Annotated in this window: 13 protein-coding genes; 9 read left to right on the top strand and 4 right to left on the bottom strand. The window is 41.8% G+C overall.

Annotation, left to right across the window (positions count from 1 at the left end; translation table 11 throughout):
• Positions 1–27: 27 nt before the first annotated feature.
• The gene (locus N482_RS16200; protein ID WP_063378065.1) at positions 28–2,190 is read left to right on the top strand and encodes a M3 family metallopeptidase; all 2,163 of its coding nucleotides are present in this window, start codon (positions 28–30) and stop codon (positions 2,188–2,190) included.
• Positions 2,191–2,249: 59 nt separating this feature from the next.
• On the opposite strand, the gene N482_RS16195 is transcribed toward N482_RS16200, so the two are convergent.
• Entirely contained in the window at positions 2,250–2,606 is a 357-nt protein-coding gene (locus N482_RS16195; protein WP_419555044.1) for a response regulator, read from the bottom strand.
• A gap of 188 nt (positions 2,607–2,794) precedes the next feature.
• Here N482_RS16195 and N482_RS16190 point away from each other — a divergent pair, with 188 nt between their 5' ends.
• Positions 2,795–3,040, top strand: a complete 246-nt coding sequence (locus tag N482_RS16190; RefSeq protein WP_063378015.1) for a Rho-binding antiterminator — start codon at positions 2,795–2,797, stop codon at positions 3,038–3,040.
• Position 3,041: 1 nt separating this feature from the next.
• On the opposite strand, the gene N482_RS16185 is transcribed toward N482_RS16190, so the two are convergent.
• Both N482_RS16185 and N482_RS16180 read right to left on the bottom strand, forming a co-directional pair.
• Positions 3,042–3,506 (bottom strand): GNAT family N-acetyltransferase, encoded by a 465-nt coding sequence (locus tag N482_RS16185; protein ID WP_063378014.1) that lies wholly within the window; start codon positions 3,504–3,506, stop codon positions 3,042–3,044.
• Between the two features lie 280 nt (positions 3,507–3,786).
• The gene (locus N482_RS16180) at positions 3,787–4,584 is read right to left on the bottom strand and encodes an MBL fold metallo-hydrolase (protein ID WP_063378013.1); all 798 of its coding nucleotides are present in this window, start codon (positions 4,582–4,584) and stop codon (positions 3,787–3,789) included.
• Positions 4,585–4,824: 240 nt separating this feature from the next.
• Between N482_RS16180 and N482_RS16175 the strand changes: the two genes are divergently transcribed.
• The 4 genes from N482_RS16175 to N482_RS16160 all read left to right on the top strand — a co-directional run bounded on the left by N482_RS16175 (position 4,825) and on the right by N482_RS16160 (position 10,795).
• On the top strand, positions 4,825–5,802 hold the full coding sequence (locus N482_RS16175; protein ID WP_063378012.1) for a DUF4097 family beta strand repeat-containing protein: 978 nt from the start codon (positions 4,825–4,827) through the stop codon (positions 5,800–5,802).
• Positions 5,803–6,077: 275 nt separating this feature from the next.
• On the top strand, positions 6,078–8,249 hold the full coding sequence (locus tag N482_RS16170) for an ATP-binding protein (RefSeq protein ID WP_063378011.1): 2,172 nt from the start codon (positions 6,078–6,080) through the stop codon (positions 8,247–8,249).
• Between the two features lie 296 nt (positions 8,250–8,545).
• Positions 8,546–9,280: a glutathione peroxidase gene (locus N482_RS16165; protein ID WP_063378010.1), complete on the top strand. Its 735-nt coding sequence runs from the start codon at positions 8,546–8,548 to the stop codon at positions 9,278–9,280.
• A 66-nt stretch (positions 9,281–9,346) separates the two neighbouring features.
• Positions 9,347–10,795, top strand: a complete 1,449-nt coding sequence (locus N482_RS16160) for a dihydrolipoyl dehydrogenase (RefSeq protein ID WP_063378009.1) — start codon at positions 9,347–9,349, stop codon at positions 10,793–10,795.
• Between the two features lie 43 nt (positions 10,796–10,838).
• Here the strand turns inward: N482_RS16160 and N482_RS16155 are convergent, their stop codons facing one another.
• Positions 10,839–11,591 (bottom strand): substrate-binding periplasmic protein, encoded by a 753-nt coding sequence (locus N482_RS16155; RefSeq protein ID WP_063378008.1) that lies wholly within the window; start codon positions 11,589–11,591, stop codon positions 10,839–10,841.
• 501 nt (positions 11,592–12,092) lie between these two features.
• Here N482_RS16155 and N482_RS16150 point away from each other — a divergent pair.
• From N482_RS16150 to N482_RS16140, 3 genes are all read left to right on the top strand, one after another.
• Positions 12,093–12,644, top strand: a complete 552-nt coding sequence (locus tag N482_RS16150) for an isochorismatase family protein (protein WP_063378007.1) — start codon at positions 12,093–12,095, stop codon at positions 12,642–12,644.
• Positions 12,645–12,788: 144 nt separating this feature from the next.
• The gene (locus N482_RS16145; RefSeq protein ID WP_063378064.1) at positions 12,789–13,739 is read left to right on the top strand and encodes a GlxA family transcriptional regulator; all 951 of its coding nucleotides are present in this window, start codon (positions 12,789–12,791) and stop codon (positions 13,737–13,739) included.
• A gap of 128 nt (positions 13,740–13,867) precedes the next feature.
• Entirely contained in the window at positions 13,868–14,185 is a 318-nt protein-coding gene (locus N482_RS16140) for a hypothetical protein (RefSeq protein ID WP_063378006.1), read from the top strand.
• The last annotated feature ends 22 nt before the right edge of the window (positions 14,186–14,207 follow it).

Genomic DNA, 14,207 nt, shown 5'->3' with positions numbered 1-14,207 from the left:
AAGAAATCAGAGCATACTGAGAACACTATGAAATTAAAAATGTCATTTTTAAGTGCGGCGGTCTGTTTAGCGCTTACAGGGTGCGGAGCCACCTCCAGCTCACCTGAGTCAGTTACGGTAGAAAAATTTCAAAAACAATACACTAACCCGCTTTTAAACGAATTCACAGGCCCCTACCAAGGTGTACCTCAATTTGGTCAAATGAAGCTAGAATACTTAGTTCCAGCAGCAGAAACAGCTTTGACCGAGCACCTTGGTGAACTTGACGCCATTGTTAATACCCCAGAAGCCCCAACATTTGAAAATACCATTGTGGCTCTTGAACGCTCAGGAAGTGCAACAGATAGACTATACGCATACTTCGTAACATACATCACAAACTTATCTTCGGCTGAAGTACGTGAGAAACAAGCTGAAGTTATGGCCAAATTTTCTGAGTTTGAGTCAAAAAGAAACCAGAACAAAGCGCTATTTAAACGTGTCAAAGCAGTATATGAAAGTTCAGAGTACAAAACGCTATCGCCAGAGCAACAGCGTGTAACTTGGACGCAGTACAACAGCTTTGCACGAAACGGTGCCACTTTAGAAGGCGAAACTGCTGCCCGCTATGCAGAAATTAACCTTGCACTGTCAGATCTGTACACCAAATTTGGTAATAACGTCCTTGCAGACGAAGAGGGTTATACAACTTTCTTAACTAAAGACCAGCTTTCAGGCCTGCCCCAAGCATTTATTGACTCAGCAGCCAGTGCAGCTGAAAAAAAAGGTCAACCAGGCAAGTATGCAATTACGAATACGCGCTCATCTATGGATCCGTTTTTAACTTATTCAACGGAGCGAGCGTTACGTAAGCAAGTATGGCAAAACTACTACAGCCGCGGCAACAATGCCGGCGAACATAACAACAAAGCCGTAATTTCGGAAATTTTGAAGTTACGTCGTGAACGTGTAGAGCTACTTGGCTATGAAGACTATGCACATTGGCGTCTTGAAGATCGCATGGCCAAAACACCGGCAAACGCAATTGCTTTAATGGACAAGGTTTGGCCAGCCGCTATTGCGCGTGTGAAAGAAGAAGTAGCTGACATGCAAGCGATTGCTAACAACGAAGGGGCAAACATCACAATAGAGCCATGGGATTACCGCTTCTATGCTGAAAAAGTCCGTAAAGCAAAATACGACCTTGATTCAAATGAAATCAAGCAGTATTTACAGCTAGACAAGCTGACAGATGCCATGTTCTATGTAGCAGGTCGCCTGTTTAACTACGAATTCTCACCAATCTCAGATGGTTCGGTCCCTGTCTATCACGAAGATGTAAAAGTGTGGGAGGTCAAAGATAAATCTACTGGTCGACATATTGGTCTGTGGTACCTCGACCCATTCGCGCGTAAAGGCAAACGCTCTGGCGCGTGGGCGGTTTCTTTTAGAAGCCACACGTCTTTTGATGGCAAAACAAATGTTTTGAGCACCAACAACTCAAACTTTGTAAAAGCACCTGAAGGGCAGGCAACACTGGTATCTTGGAGTGATGCAGAAACCTACTTCCACGAGTTTGGTCACTCACTTCATGCGCTATCTTCTAACGTTAAATACCCAAGTTCTAACTCTGGTGTACGTGACTATACCGAGTTCCAATCACAGCTATTAGAGCGTTGGTTGTCAACAGATGAAGTCATTAACCGCTTTTTACTACACCATGAAACGGGCAAACCAATGCCGAACGCACTGGTTAAGAAAATAAAGCAATCAGCAACTTTTAACCAAGGCTTTGCTACAACAGAGTACCTTGCTTCTGCCATCATGGATATGAAGTTCCATACAACAGATCCTGACAAAATTGGTGATCCAGTTGCATTTGAAAAAGCACAGTTAGAAGCCATTGGCATGCCAAGTGAAGTGGTAATGCGCCACAGAACAACGCAATTTGGTCACGTATTCTCTGGCGAAGGCTATGCTACTGCCTATTATGGTTATCTATGGGCTGAAGTACTAACTTCAGATGCAGCAGAAGCCTTTGCAAGTGCACCTGGTGGCTTCTACGATAAAGATGTGGCTAAACGCCTTGTGGATTATCTATTCGCAGTAAGAAACGCAATGGACCCAGCTGAAGCGTATCGCAAATTCCGTGGCCGTGACGCCGACGTTAGCGCATTAATGCGAGACCGTGGCTTCCCAGAAACCATGTAATTTCGTCTTTAAAAAAGGCATGTTCTAGTAGTGGAGCATGCCCTTTAAGTTCATTGTATTTAAGTGCACAGCTGGCCGTTAGCATCTAAAATTTTAATTCGCTGTAACTGCTTTACCAATGTTGCCATATTAAAAGGCTTGATAACGAAGCCATCCACCTTATGCAATAAAATTTCTTGTACACGCTCTTTGGTGTTTTCGCAGGTCACCATCAATACTGGCACCCTCGCAAGTTGTGGGGTAGAACGCATTTTATCCAACAAAGTCAAGCCATCGACAAATGGCATGTTTAAGTCCGAAATAACCAAGTTGTATTTTCGCTTTCCTAGCAGGGTTAGAGCTTGCTTACCATCAGTCGCTTCATCTATTTGACTAAACCCTAAATTGCGCAACATATTAATCATCACATGACGCATCGTTGTTATATCATCGACTACTAGTATTCGCATTGCCTGTCCTTAATCACTGCGTAAATCGAACTTTACCTTTCAAAACTAGCTAAATATTGGTTTGTTGTCTATTCAAAAGCTCGGTACATTGGTCACATAAGCGCCATGATTTTCCAATTGCTCACAGTGAGAAAAGAGATAATGAGGAGGCTGAGATGAGATGTGAACACACCGACTACCTTGAATTAGCTTGTATCAAAGGCTTTGAATTACGCGTCACAACACGAGGTGGCGAGTCTTTCACGGGTCATGCAAAAGACATTATATATGATAAACAAAAGTGCCAATGTTTAATGCTAGTCCACAACTCTGAGTCGCTTTCCATACCGTTAGAGGCACTCATAGAGCTTGAGGCACTCACCCCAAACACCTACTTTACAACATTACGCGTTGATAGCTGAGTTAATCGGCCTGCAAAGATAACGACATAAATACGCTCAGAGGGTTGTCTCGATATAAACCAAATCGCTCGCAACGCTCAAACCCCAAGGACTCATAAAGTTTAATAGACTCTTCCTGCTTAATACCCGTTTCTAGGCGAATTAATGGGATCTGCGCATCACCTGCATAGTGTAGTAATATTTGCATAATACGTTTAGACAGCCCTTTTCCTCGATAGCTGGGCTTTACATACAAACGTTTAATTTCACCGTATAACGTCTTGTCAAACTGTTTTACGATAGCGCCACAAGCGACTATTTCTTCTTCGTTCATCAATCCAACTGCACGCACGTTTGGTTGGTTCAACTCTTCGAGTGCCAAAGACTGGTCACTGGCAATGGGGTAAAGTGTGTTCATTAAGCGATCGATTTCAGAAAATAAATCTACCACATTAGGATCATCAGGCTTTAGCTCGACTAGCTGCATAGGGTCCCTTTTACATTGTTATTTGATTGCCAAGATGACACATTGCTTACCGCTTTCATTGCTGGCTTACCATTGCAATCGCATTACGTGAGACCAACAATGGGCAGTTAGGTTCAATGCAGATAAGCGCTAAGGCGCTTCTTTAAAAAGTCTGGGTCATCTGAATTGGGGCAAGTATAACGGAAAATATTTAAAATGTTATAAAAATGCGATTTCTTGCAGCAAGTGGGTACAAAAACACCCAAAAGTCTATTTATTATTCAACTAAAACGTGTTGTTATCACTGCTGATTTTCGCCAAGTGATACCAAAGTAAAAGGGGTAACAAACTTCAATCCAGCACGCTTAAAGGCACTCTGTTCATGCTCACTATGATAGTGATATACCCATATTTTTTCTAAAACGCTTGTTGGGTACTCTCGAAGCAAATCGTCTATGCCACTGTGACTTGGGTTGCCTATCACGGAGCAATCATGAAAAATAGTTTCTGCGCCGGTTGCAGTATGCGTGAGTAACTCAGGAATGGGACGAGTATCACCGCTGTAAAAAACGACCCCTGGAAGATGGAGAGAATAGGCAGAATTTGGAGCGTGATGACGTACAGGGTAAACCCATAGCTTAACACCCTGATGCCAAAAAGACTCTGAAACAGGGTGCAATATAAACGTATTCCATACAGTCGCTTTGCCTTCAGATAACTGCGTATACCTTAACATGGCACATAACTGCTGAACCAATAACACGGGCACATATAAACGAACCTTATTTCCTGACAGTGCAGCTTTAAAAAATAATTGTTCTAGGCCACCAATATGGTCATAGTGCAAATGTGTTATAAACACATGGCTAGGTAGTTGGTTAGAAAAAGCACGTTTGTAGTTGTTGATTGTATCGTGCCCACAATCGATGAGTAACCATGGCTCGGATTTTTTACAAAGCACACAAGCTGAATTGCCTAGACTCTCTGAGCTAGCGTCGCCAACGCCCAAAAATAGTGCTGATGAGGGTGCTATTGGGGATTTAGCTTTATCTTTCCAGCACTCATCTCTAGATTGAGTTACCGTGAGATCTCCCAACATGTAGATGCCTCCTACCAATGTCCACAGGGTGAAACTACTATAATGAATTGACAATGATGTGACACATTTTGACTATTTTGTTTGCAAAACACTTATATTTTAGTGAATCAGATCAATTAAACTCATTATCAAAATATTAAAAATCAATATTATCAAGTATTTATTTATATTTTCACTTGGCATTGCAATTGCTAACCACATACCCATGAAAACTCAAATAACCAAAGGGAAGAAATTATCATGTTGAAAACTTTGCCTCCGTTGCTGTGCACATTATTACTTAGTGGCTGTATTGTTCATGTCGATTCTAATGTTCAAGAATCACACACGGAGTTGACACGTTCATTGACGCTGCCTTCTCAGAACCTGATCCAATTAAACATTGACAATAGAGCCGGCGACATCGTTGTAACTGGGGTACCAAATATTGATGAAATTGAAGTTACAGCCAATATAATTACCTTTGAAAACAGAAGCTATACATTCACGCTAGAACGTTCAGGCAATCAAGCAAACCTTGTCGCAAAGCATGACTCTCACGTTGGCGTGCTTTGGTACGCAAATAAAAGCCCACGCATTGATATTGAGGTACGGTTACCAGACCAGTTTTTAGTTGAGGTTGAAGATGGTTCCGGTGCTATGACCATTACCAATGTAAAGGGGGTTGTTATTGATGACAACTCAGGCCATATCACGCTGAGCAATATACAAGGTAACACAGAAATCGCCGACGGCTCAGGCAGCATCAACGTAGATGGTGTAGAAGGGCATCTGCGTATTGACGACAATTCAGGTGATATCAATTTAAGTGCCGTTACCGGTAATATCGACATTGAAGACGGTTCTGGCGATATCAATATCACCAGTGGTGCAAAAGTCACGATTGAAGATGACTCTGGTGACATTATGATAAAACAGATAGCTGGTAAAATTGACTTACAGGATGGGTCTGGTGAGATAAGCATAGACGACGCTTTTTCGCTGAACGTACGGGATGATTTAGGTGATATAGACGTTAAAAACATTCGCAATGATGTAGCGATTGACGATGGCTCTGGTAGTATCTGGCTCAGTCGAGTCCATGGACGGGTGCAAATAGAGGATGGCTCTGGAGATATCAACGTCAGCGATACACAACAATTAGAGATCAAAAGAGATACCTCAGGCGATGTGAATATTTCTAACGTTGCTAAAGTAAAAAACGTTAATTTGAACTAATACAACGACTTTACAAGCATACTGTGTGCTACAGTACTATTTATTTAGTAGCACACAATCATTGCTACGCAATTAAGGGAAAAATGTATAAATTGAATGATAAATTCTGATGCAATGAATAATATATAATAACTAGATATTAGCGCTTATAATTTAAGTGTATTGATGCTGAGAAAAATGCATATTAAGTCCCAGCCGTTAATAATATTTACCGATATCGCCACCTACGTAGTTACCATAGTATTGTCATATTATGCAAAAACTATGGAAATAACGTGTTCAAACGATTTGTCGCCGCAAGTATATTATCGATAACAGCCTCTGGAGTGACTGTTGCCGCACCCGACACGTTTACACAATATAAAGCGTTATCTGAAGCTAAAGGGCAGAAAGACAGAGTTGCTTTACTAAAAACAGCAACAGAGCTCATACACAGTAAAACACTGAGCCCAGAACGACTTACCTATGTGTTGCATCGAAGTGCATTACATCTAGTCAGAGAAAGTCAGTTTGAGCAAGCCCAGTATAGATTGGATCAACTCAAAATACACTTACAAGACTTTCCCAACACCAATTTACAGGGCAAGTACCATTGGGTTTCAGGGGACCTAGCCTTATTGCTTGGAAATAATCAGTCCGCTGAATTTCACTTTCTCCAAGCGGTCGCGCGATTTAAAGAAAGCCAAGATGTGCGAATGTTGAGCCATGCACACCGCCTGCTAGCCAACGTACTCTCAAAAAAACGAGATTACTTTCAGGCTATATCGCATATTTTTCAAGCAAAAGACGCTGCATTAAAAATTGAACATGTCCAGCTATTTTATGCAGCTCTCAGTACAGAGGCGCGTATTTACCGCGACTTTAAACAGTTTGACAAGGCGCTAGATGTTCTCAATCAAAAGTTGCAGTTTCAAAAACAGCAAACACAAACCAGTTTAGTGCATTTATCTTCAACCTATTTCAGTCTTGCAGACATATATCAACATCTTGGCGATCATGATGCAGCATTGAACGCGCTGCAAAAGTCCTATGAATTAGATGCAAAGTTAAACGACAAAAATTACATGGGCGTATCTCAGCTACACATTGCTCAGCAACATCTGCGCTTAAGTAACATACCCGCTGCAAATCTGGCTGCCGATAAGGCGTTAAATTTATTCAAGGAAGTAAATAACACCTACAATATAGGGCAAGCACAAGCCACGAAAGGCCAAATTAAGTTGGCCAATGGACAGTTTGTAGAAGCTGTAGACTTAATTCAAACGGGCTTAGCTAAAATCAATGACTCCGATAATAAACAGCTCCATAATCGATATCAGTCATTTCTGGGACAAGCTTTATCACATATACGCCCACATGAAGCTATTACTTTGCTAACCCCTTTAGTCGATTTAGTAGATGAGCAAATCAAAATTCGTATTTTGACCAGCTTATCCCACGCACACAAACAGCAAAGTGAATTGGCACTGGCCCTCAGTTATCAAGAGCAGGCTTTTAATTACAAAAAGAAACTCACCGAAAAAGACATGACTGCGAGGCTTGAGGCCAAAAAGCTCAATAGTGAACTCGGGTTAAAGAGCTTGGAAGTAAATGCCTTGCAAGCAGGACTTGCCGAGCAACAACAAGACACAAAAACGCGAACAGTGTTGCTTGCTTCCGCCATTATCGTGTTAACCAACTTTTTGTTGTTATTCTATCTCTATCACTTAAAAAGACGCCGTGTCATGGAAAAAGAGGCGGAGCTACTAAATCAAAGCTTAAACCTCAAACAGCAGCTTTTGGCTGACGTCTCTCATGAACTTCGAACACCGCTTACCGTGCTTAAACTGAATATTGAAGCACTGGAGTACAATTTAACCGAAGACCCAAAAGCGACCTATCAAGTATTGCAACGTAGACTAGACATGCTAAATACCTTGATTGCAGATATCTATGAGCTAGCGCAAGCAGATACCAATAATCTGCGATTAGAGTTTGAAACGCTACAGGCCAGGTCGTTGTTCGACGAACTACTCATCGCTATAGGTCCGATCATTGAATCTCCCGATTTACAAATCGATTACCACAATCAATTGTCAGACTCACTCCAAGTTGAGTGTGATATCAGTAGATTAAATCAGGTGTTTAATAACCTTGCGAGAAATAGCATTCACTACACCGATAAGCCAGGTCAAATCAAAATCAGCGTCTTCCAACAACAGCACACTATTGTTTGTACCTTTGAAGACAGCACGCCGGGTGTCAGCTCTGAAGCGCTTGGTAAACTATTTGATCGTCTGTATCGCTGCGATAAATCGCGCAGCAGAGATTTAGGTGGTTCAGGCCTTGGTTTATCTATTTGTGAAAAAATAATAGAGCTGCATCACGGCGCCGTAGAAGCAAAACATAGCGAGCTAGGGGGCGTTTTAATCCGCTTTACTCTACCACTTAAGAATACCCGCGGATAACTTGTAGCGCCGATTAAAAGCGCTATACATACACTTGTTTGAACAGCTAGCCCCTCTGGGCTACTAACGCCATTATACTTTCACAATTTTGGTTACCAAAAAGTCTCAAATCACGTCACAAGAATACAGCCAGCCCCTAATCAATTTGTCATTTAGCGTCTATATTTTGAATAAGTTCGGTCTGTACAACCACAGACCAATCACTTTTTTCGATTAATTTGATTTATTCAATCAAATATACAAAACAACAACTCAACGACATAATAGCTCCATCAACTTTCGAGGAGAATAGAAAAATGCTAAACAATATTGAAGGTAAAACTGTACCATCTGTGACGTTCCCAATCCGCGTAGGCGAGGAGTTTCAACGTATTACTTCTGATGAGCTATTTAAAGGTAAGACTGTAATCGTTTTCTCACTACCAGGCGCTTTTACGCCAACATGTTCATCAACACATTTGCCTAGATACAATGAACTTGCTCATGTATTTAAGCAAAACGGCGTAGACGACATAGTATGTATGTCAGTAAACGATACCTTTGTAATGAATGCATGGGCACAAGATCAAGAAGCTGAAAATGTCACGCTTATTCCAGATGGCAACGGCGAGTTTACCGATGGTATGGGCATGTTAGTAGACAAGAGCGACCTTGGTTTTGGCAAACGTAGTTGGCGCTACTCAATGCTAGTAAAAGATGGCGTCATTGAAAAAATGTTCATTGAGCCAGATTTACCAGGCGACCCGTTTGAAGTATCAGATGCGGACACTATGCTGGCATATATCAATCCAGATCAGAAAAAACCAGAGCCAGTTTCTATTATCACCAAACCTGGTTGCCCTTATTGTGCTAAAGCGAAAGCGTTACTAAGTGAGCAAGGTCTAGTGTATGAAGAGTTAGTGTTGGGTCAACAGGCCAGTTTAACCAGTCTAAAAGCACTATCAGGTCGTGAGACCGTGCCACAAGTATTCATTGGCGGCAAACATATTGGTGGCTCGGATGATTTAACAACTTACTTTGAAAACAATTAATCACCAGTACTGTAAAGGGGTTTGACAGCCCCTGTGTAACCCTTTTCAAATTTAAGTGAGGTAATAATGAAACAGCTTGAAACAGATGTCGTTGTAATTGGTGCTGGAACAGCTGGCTTAAGCGCATATCGAAATGCCAAACAGTATACGCCCAATGTCTTAATGATTGAGTCAGGGAAATACGGCACAACCTGCGCACGTGTTGGATGTATGCCAAGTAAACTGTTAATAGCTGCTGCTGAAGCTGCACATAGTGTCGAGCATGCGCCTCAATTTGGTGTACTGACAGAAAAGCCGCAAATAGATGGTAAAGCAGTAATGGCGCGAGTGCGCAGTGAGCGAGACCGCTTTGTCGGCTTTGTTGTTGAAGCTGTAGAAGAGTTACCTCAAGAAGACCGCATCATCGGCCATGCTAAATTTTTGGATGATAACCGCATACAAATAGATGACCATACGGTGATTACAGCAAAACGATTTGTTGTTGCAACGGGGTCAAGGCCAAACATTCCGCCGCCATTTCTGGCATTTGGAGACAAACTCATCATTAACGATGATGTGTTTGATTGGCAGGATCTCCCTGAATCCGTTGCAGTATTTGGCCCAGGTGTCATTGGGCTTGAACTTGGCCAAGCACTCCACCGTTTAGGGGTGAATGTGAAACTGTTTGGGGTAGGCGGTAATATTGGCCCATTGACAGATCCCGTAATTAGAGATTACGCGAATACAGTATTTGCTGAAGAGTTTTATGTTGATACAGATGCAAAAGTATCGGATATGAAAGTTGTTGATGACAAAGCACAGCTCAGCTACATCGACAAACAGGGGGATTCACAAACAGAGCAGTTTGACTATGTACTTGCTGCAACCGGCAGAGTTCCAAATGTAGACAATCTCGGCTTAGAAAACACCACGGTTGAATTACAAGATCACGGCGTACCAATTGCAGATCCACATACCATGCAGTGTGGTGAGAGCCATATTTTCATTGCAGGTGATGCCAGCGACCAGATACCGTTGCTGCATGAAGCCGCAGATCAAGGCACCATTGCCGGAGCCAATGCAGGGCGCTTCCCTGATATTCGAAATGGCCTAAGACGTACGCCGATTGCCGCAGTGTTTAGCGATCCACAAATTGGCATGGTTGGCGACAATTACGCACAGCTAACAGCCAATTATGGTGAGTGTGGGTGTTACGAAATAGGTGAAGTAAGCTTTGAAAACCAAGGCCGAAGTCGCGTTATGTTAAAAAATAAAGGACATATGCGCGTTTATGCAGAGCAGGGGACTGGTCTATTTTTAGGTGCTGAGTTTATTGGCCCAGCAGCAGAGCATATCGCACACCTTTTAGCATGGGCGGTGCAAAACAAAATGACCGTACCACAAATGCTCGATATGCCTTTTTATCACCCCGTGATAGAAGAAGGTGTGAGAACGGCACTAAGAAATGTTAATGCCAAACTCAAATTTGGACCTGATATCATTCAGCATTGTTTAGAGTGTGGTCCAGGCGCGTAAAAGTTCTGATTAAACATACAAAAGCCGGAGTGAGTAGCGACACTCATTCCGACTTTGAATAAAAATATTCTGGGTTAAAAATTTCTGGCTGGCGCTGCCTAATCGCTTTCAATGCTTCATTCATTTGATCAATCAAGCGCTTTCTCACACCTTGATTACAGGCAAAGCCTAAATATGAAGACCTCAATGGCAAAACGATACGGTAGTGAGAGGGATCAATACCTGCGCGCTTAAACTGATATCTTGCAATTACATCCCCATATGCAATCAAATCAATACGCTTTAGTTTAAGCATTTGTACTAATTCAAAGCCAGATGCCAAAAATACCAAGCTTTCTTTACTCACCCCCGCTTGACGCAACAGTTGATGACCGATGTCATTTTTCACAACCCCCACTTTAAGCTCGCCCAAACTGTTTAAATCAGACAACTGATACTTGGTTTCTTTATGACCAATAATCGCAACATGGTTATCCATTGCGGGCCCAACAAACTGAAAAAGTTTGGCTCGCTCTTCTGTGTAGGTCATTGAAAATATACATGCATTGTGGTTTGAGAGGGTCATATGGTAAGCCCTAGGCCAAGGCAATAGCATGACCTCATTTTCATCAAAATTCCAATTGAGATCTCGATATATCGTCTTTAACGCATTAATTGCTATGCCTTCCACATTGCCGTTCACATGATAATTGAACGGTGGATAGTCTTCGGTAAACCATATCAGTTTGGGATCTTTGGCCTTTGCATGAATGCTAAAAAGCATTATTCCCAATAAGAGGGTCTTGATAGTCTGCATGCTTTTTCATCCTAATGTCACTTAAAGTGTAGATGTAAAAACAAAGTTTAAAAGGTGATTACAGCAACAAACTGACTACTTTCTTAGATGTCCTATATCGAAACGGGTATCAATTAAAGTTCAAAATCGGTTTTGTGCTGCCCCTTCCATTCTTTTCGCGATTATAAGCTCCTTTGTGTTGTTTTTGCTATGTGGTTATTGGCAGACCTGTTACTGAATTTTCTTATCTCTGCGATGAGACGATATCCAACTGTAGTGGCACAATAAATTCGTCTCTTTTGGTCTTACCAATACACACAATTAAGTATATGCCTTTATTTTTAGACATACGTTCTTCGTTTTGTATAGACAAAAGCCCATTTGCCAACACAAAGCTGTATAAAACTCACTCTCTATATAAGCATGTCTTAATGTGTCCTCTTATTGTCAGGATCTTGTATCTACGCGCTTCCAAACAGCGTTTATATTGTTTAGCAACAACCCCCTAATTAGGAGCTCAACATGACAAAAGCACTTATCATCATAGACACACAAGACTCGTTCTTTGAAACCGATTACTGGCAGGACAATGGCTTTGACACATTTAAAAAGAACCTTTTAAGCCTCGTTGATAAATTTAAAGTAGATAACCAACCCATCGTGAAAATTCTTCATAGCAGGGAGGATGCAGATGACAGTCCATTCAATCCAAAAACTGGGCTCGTAAAACCAATGGCCTTTTTGCCACAAGAATTTACTAAAGTCTTTTACAAATCTGTGCACAATGCGTTTACGGATACCGGTCTTGCTACTTGGCTTAAACGCAGTGGGATTGATACGATTGTTATAACCGGGATCCGCACTGAACAGTGTTGCGAAACAACTGCACGGGTAGCGTTTGATTTAGGTTTTAAGGTGGAGTTTGTCACAGATACCACACTCACTTTTGACATGCACTGCCCAGTTACAGATACAGATACAGATACACAGTATTCTGCTAAAGAGATTCAAGCGAGAACAAATTTAGTCCTTGCCAAACGTTTTGCTTCAATTCATGCTCATTCCGATTATTAATGCGATCACCACAGTGCATCAAAAATTAGCCGTCTCAGCCTCACATTGCAGGTGAATAAGTCGGCTAATTGGTGTTAAGGTGAGTCACGCCAACGCATTTGTCTGTGGCTGGCGTGAAGGCAATAAAACAATATGGGGAAACAAGTGACAATTTATTTTGTTTTATTATCTGATACCCTGCCACTGGACTTTGCAGGGCCCCTCCAAGTATTTTTGGAAGCAAGGCGCTTGGGCGTATCTCTCGAGATTAGGTATGTCAGTGCATCTCAACAGTTTACTTTCGACGGCGGCCTACAATTACAAAACCTCGACCCGCTTCCCGAGCACTTACAACCCGAGGATATTATTGTCTTACCGGGTTGTAATAAGGCCTTTACAGCCTACACCACTGACGACGCAATTGAAACAATATGCTGGTTAAAGAAAAAGGTAGATCGCCATACCATATTGACGATATGTTCCGGCGCATTACTCGCAGCAAAAGCCGGTTTGCTGGGCAAAAAGTCGTACACAACACATTACGGACTTATCGATAAAATGCGTGCTGCCTTTCCAGAATGCCAAGCCTTAGAAAATCGTATTTTTGTCGAAGACGATAACCTCATTAGTAGTGCTGGAATAAGCTCTGGTATAGATATGACGCTTTATTACATAACGACTCGATACGGCGAGCACATTGGCGCGCAAGTTGCGCGAGAGATGCTGGTGTACTTTCGCCGTACTGGCCAAGACCCGCAACTCAGTAGTTGGTTACAATTTCGCAATCATATGCATCGTGGTATCCACAAAATTCAGGATGAAATTTGCAACAATGTTGAGAAAAACTATTCCCTCGATCAGCTAGCGAACATAGCGTGCCTTTCTCAACGGCAGCTTAGTCGATTATTTACGCTGCATTTGGGCATTACGCCTCACGCATATTTAGAACACATAAAAGTAGGCCACGCTAAGCAGTTATTACAATGCAGCAACCAAAGTGTTGAATGGGTTGCACAAAACTGTGGCTACTCAAGCAGTAGACAATTTAGGCGTGTATTTACCAAAGTAGCGCAAATAAGCCCGCAACATTTCAGACAACAGCACCATCATTTATGAGAATGCATATTGGCGTTATCTTAAATCAATATATGAGTAGTACTTTGCGCTAAAGTAAACGTTTCTCGGTGTTTTAAATTTCGATGAAAATAGCTAGACTCAAATAAACTATGATGTGAGGAGAGTTTATGAGCGATTTACAGGTTTGTATCCAGCTGCGTCTTGAACCAGGATGTATGGGGCCGCAAGGCAAAGATCATATTGAGACTTTTTGCCAAAAAGAAAATACCTCGCCTTGGCAAAATCATTTTGCCATCGTTAGCGTTGTACCTAGGTATGATAAAACGTTGCCAGAATGGGAGTATCGACTTAAAAATAAGCTACTGAAAGCAGAACAAGCGAATCGAGTTGTCGAAATGCACAATACGTCAAAGGCTGACTTAGAAGAAGAGATCGAAACACATATAGCTCATGAAATCGACCGCTATATGGAAGGAAAATTATGATATTCGCTCTGGCATAACAAAG

The organism is Pseudoalteromonas luteoviolacea NCIMB 1942 (assembly GCF_001625595.1).
GTDB classification, from domain to species: Bacteria; Pseudomonadota; Gammaproteobacteria; order Enterobacterales; family Alteromonadaceae; genus Pseudoalteromonas; species Pseudoalteromonas luteoviolacea_A.
Note: the sequence above shows the minus strand (reverse complement) of the source record. Positions and strands in the feature narration are given on the sequence as shown.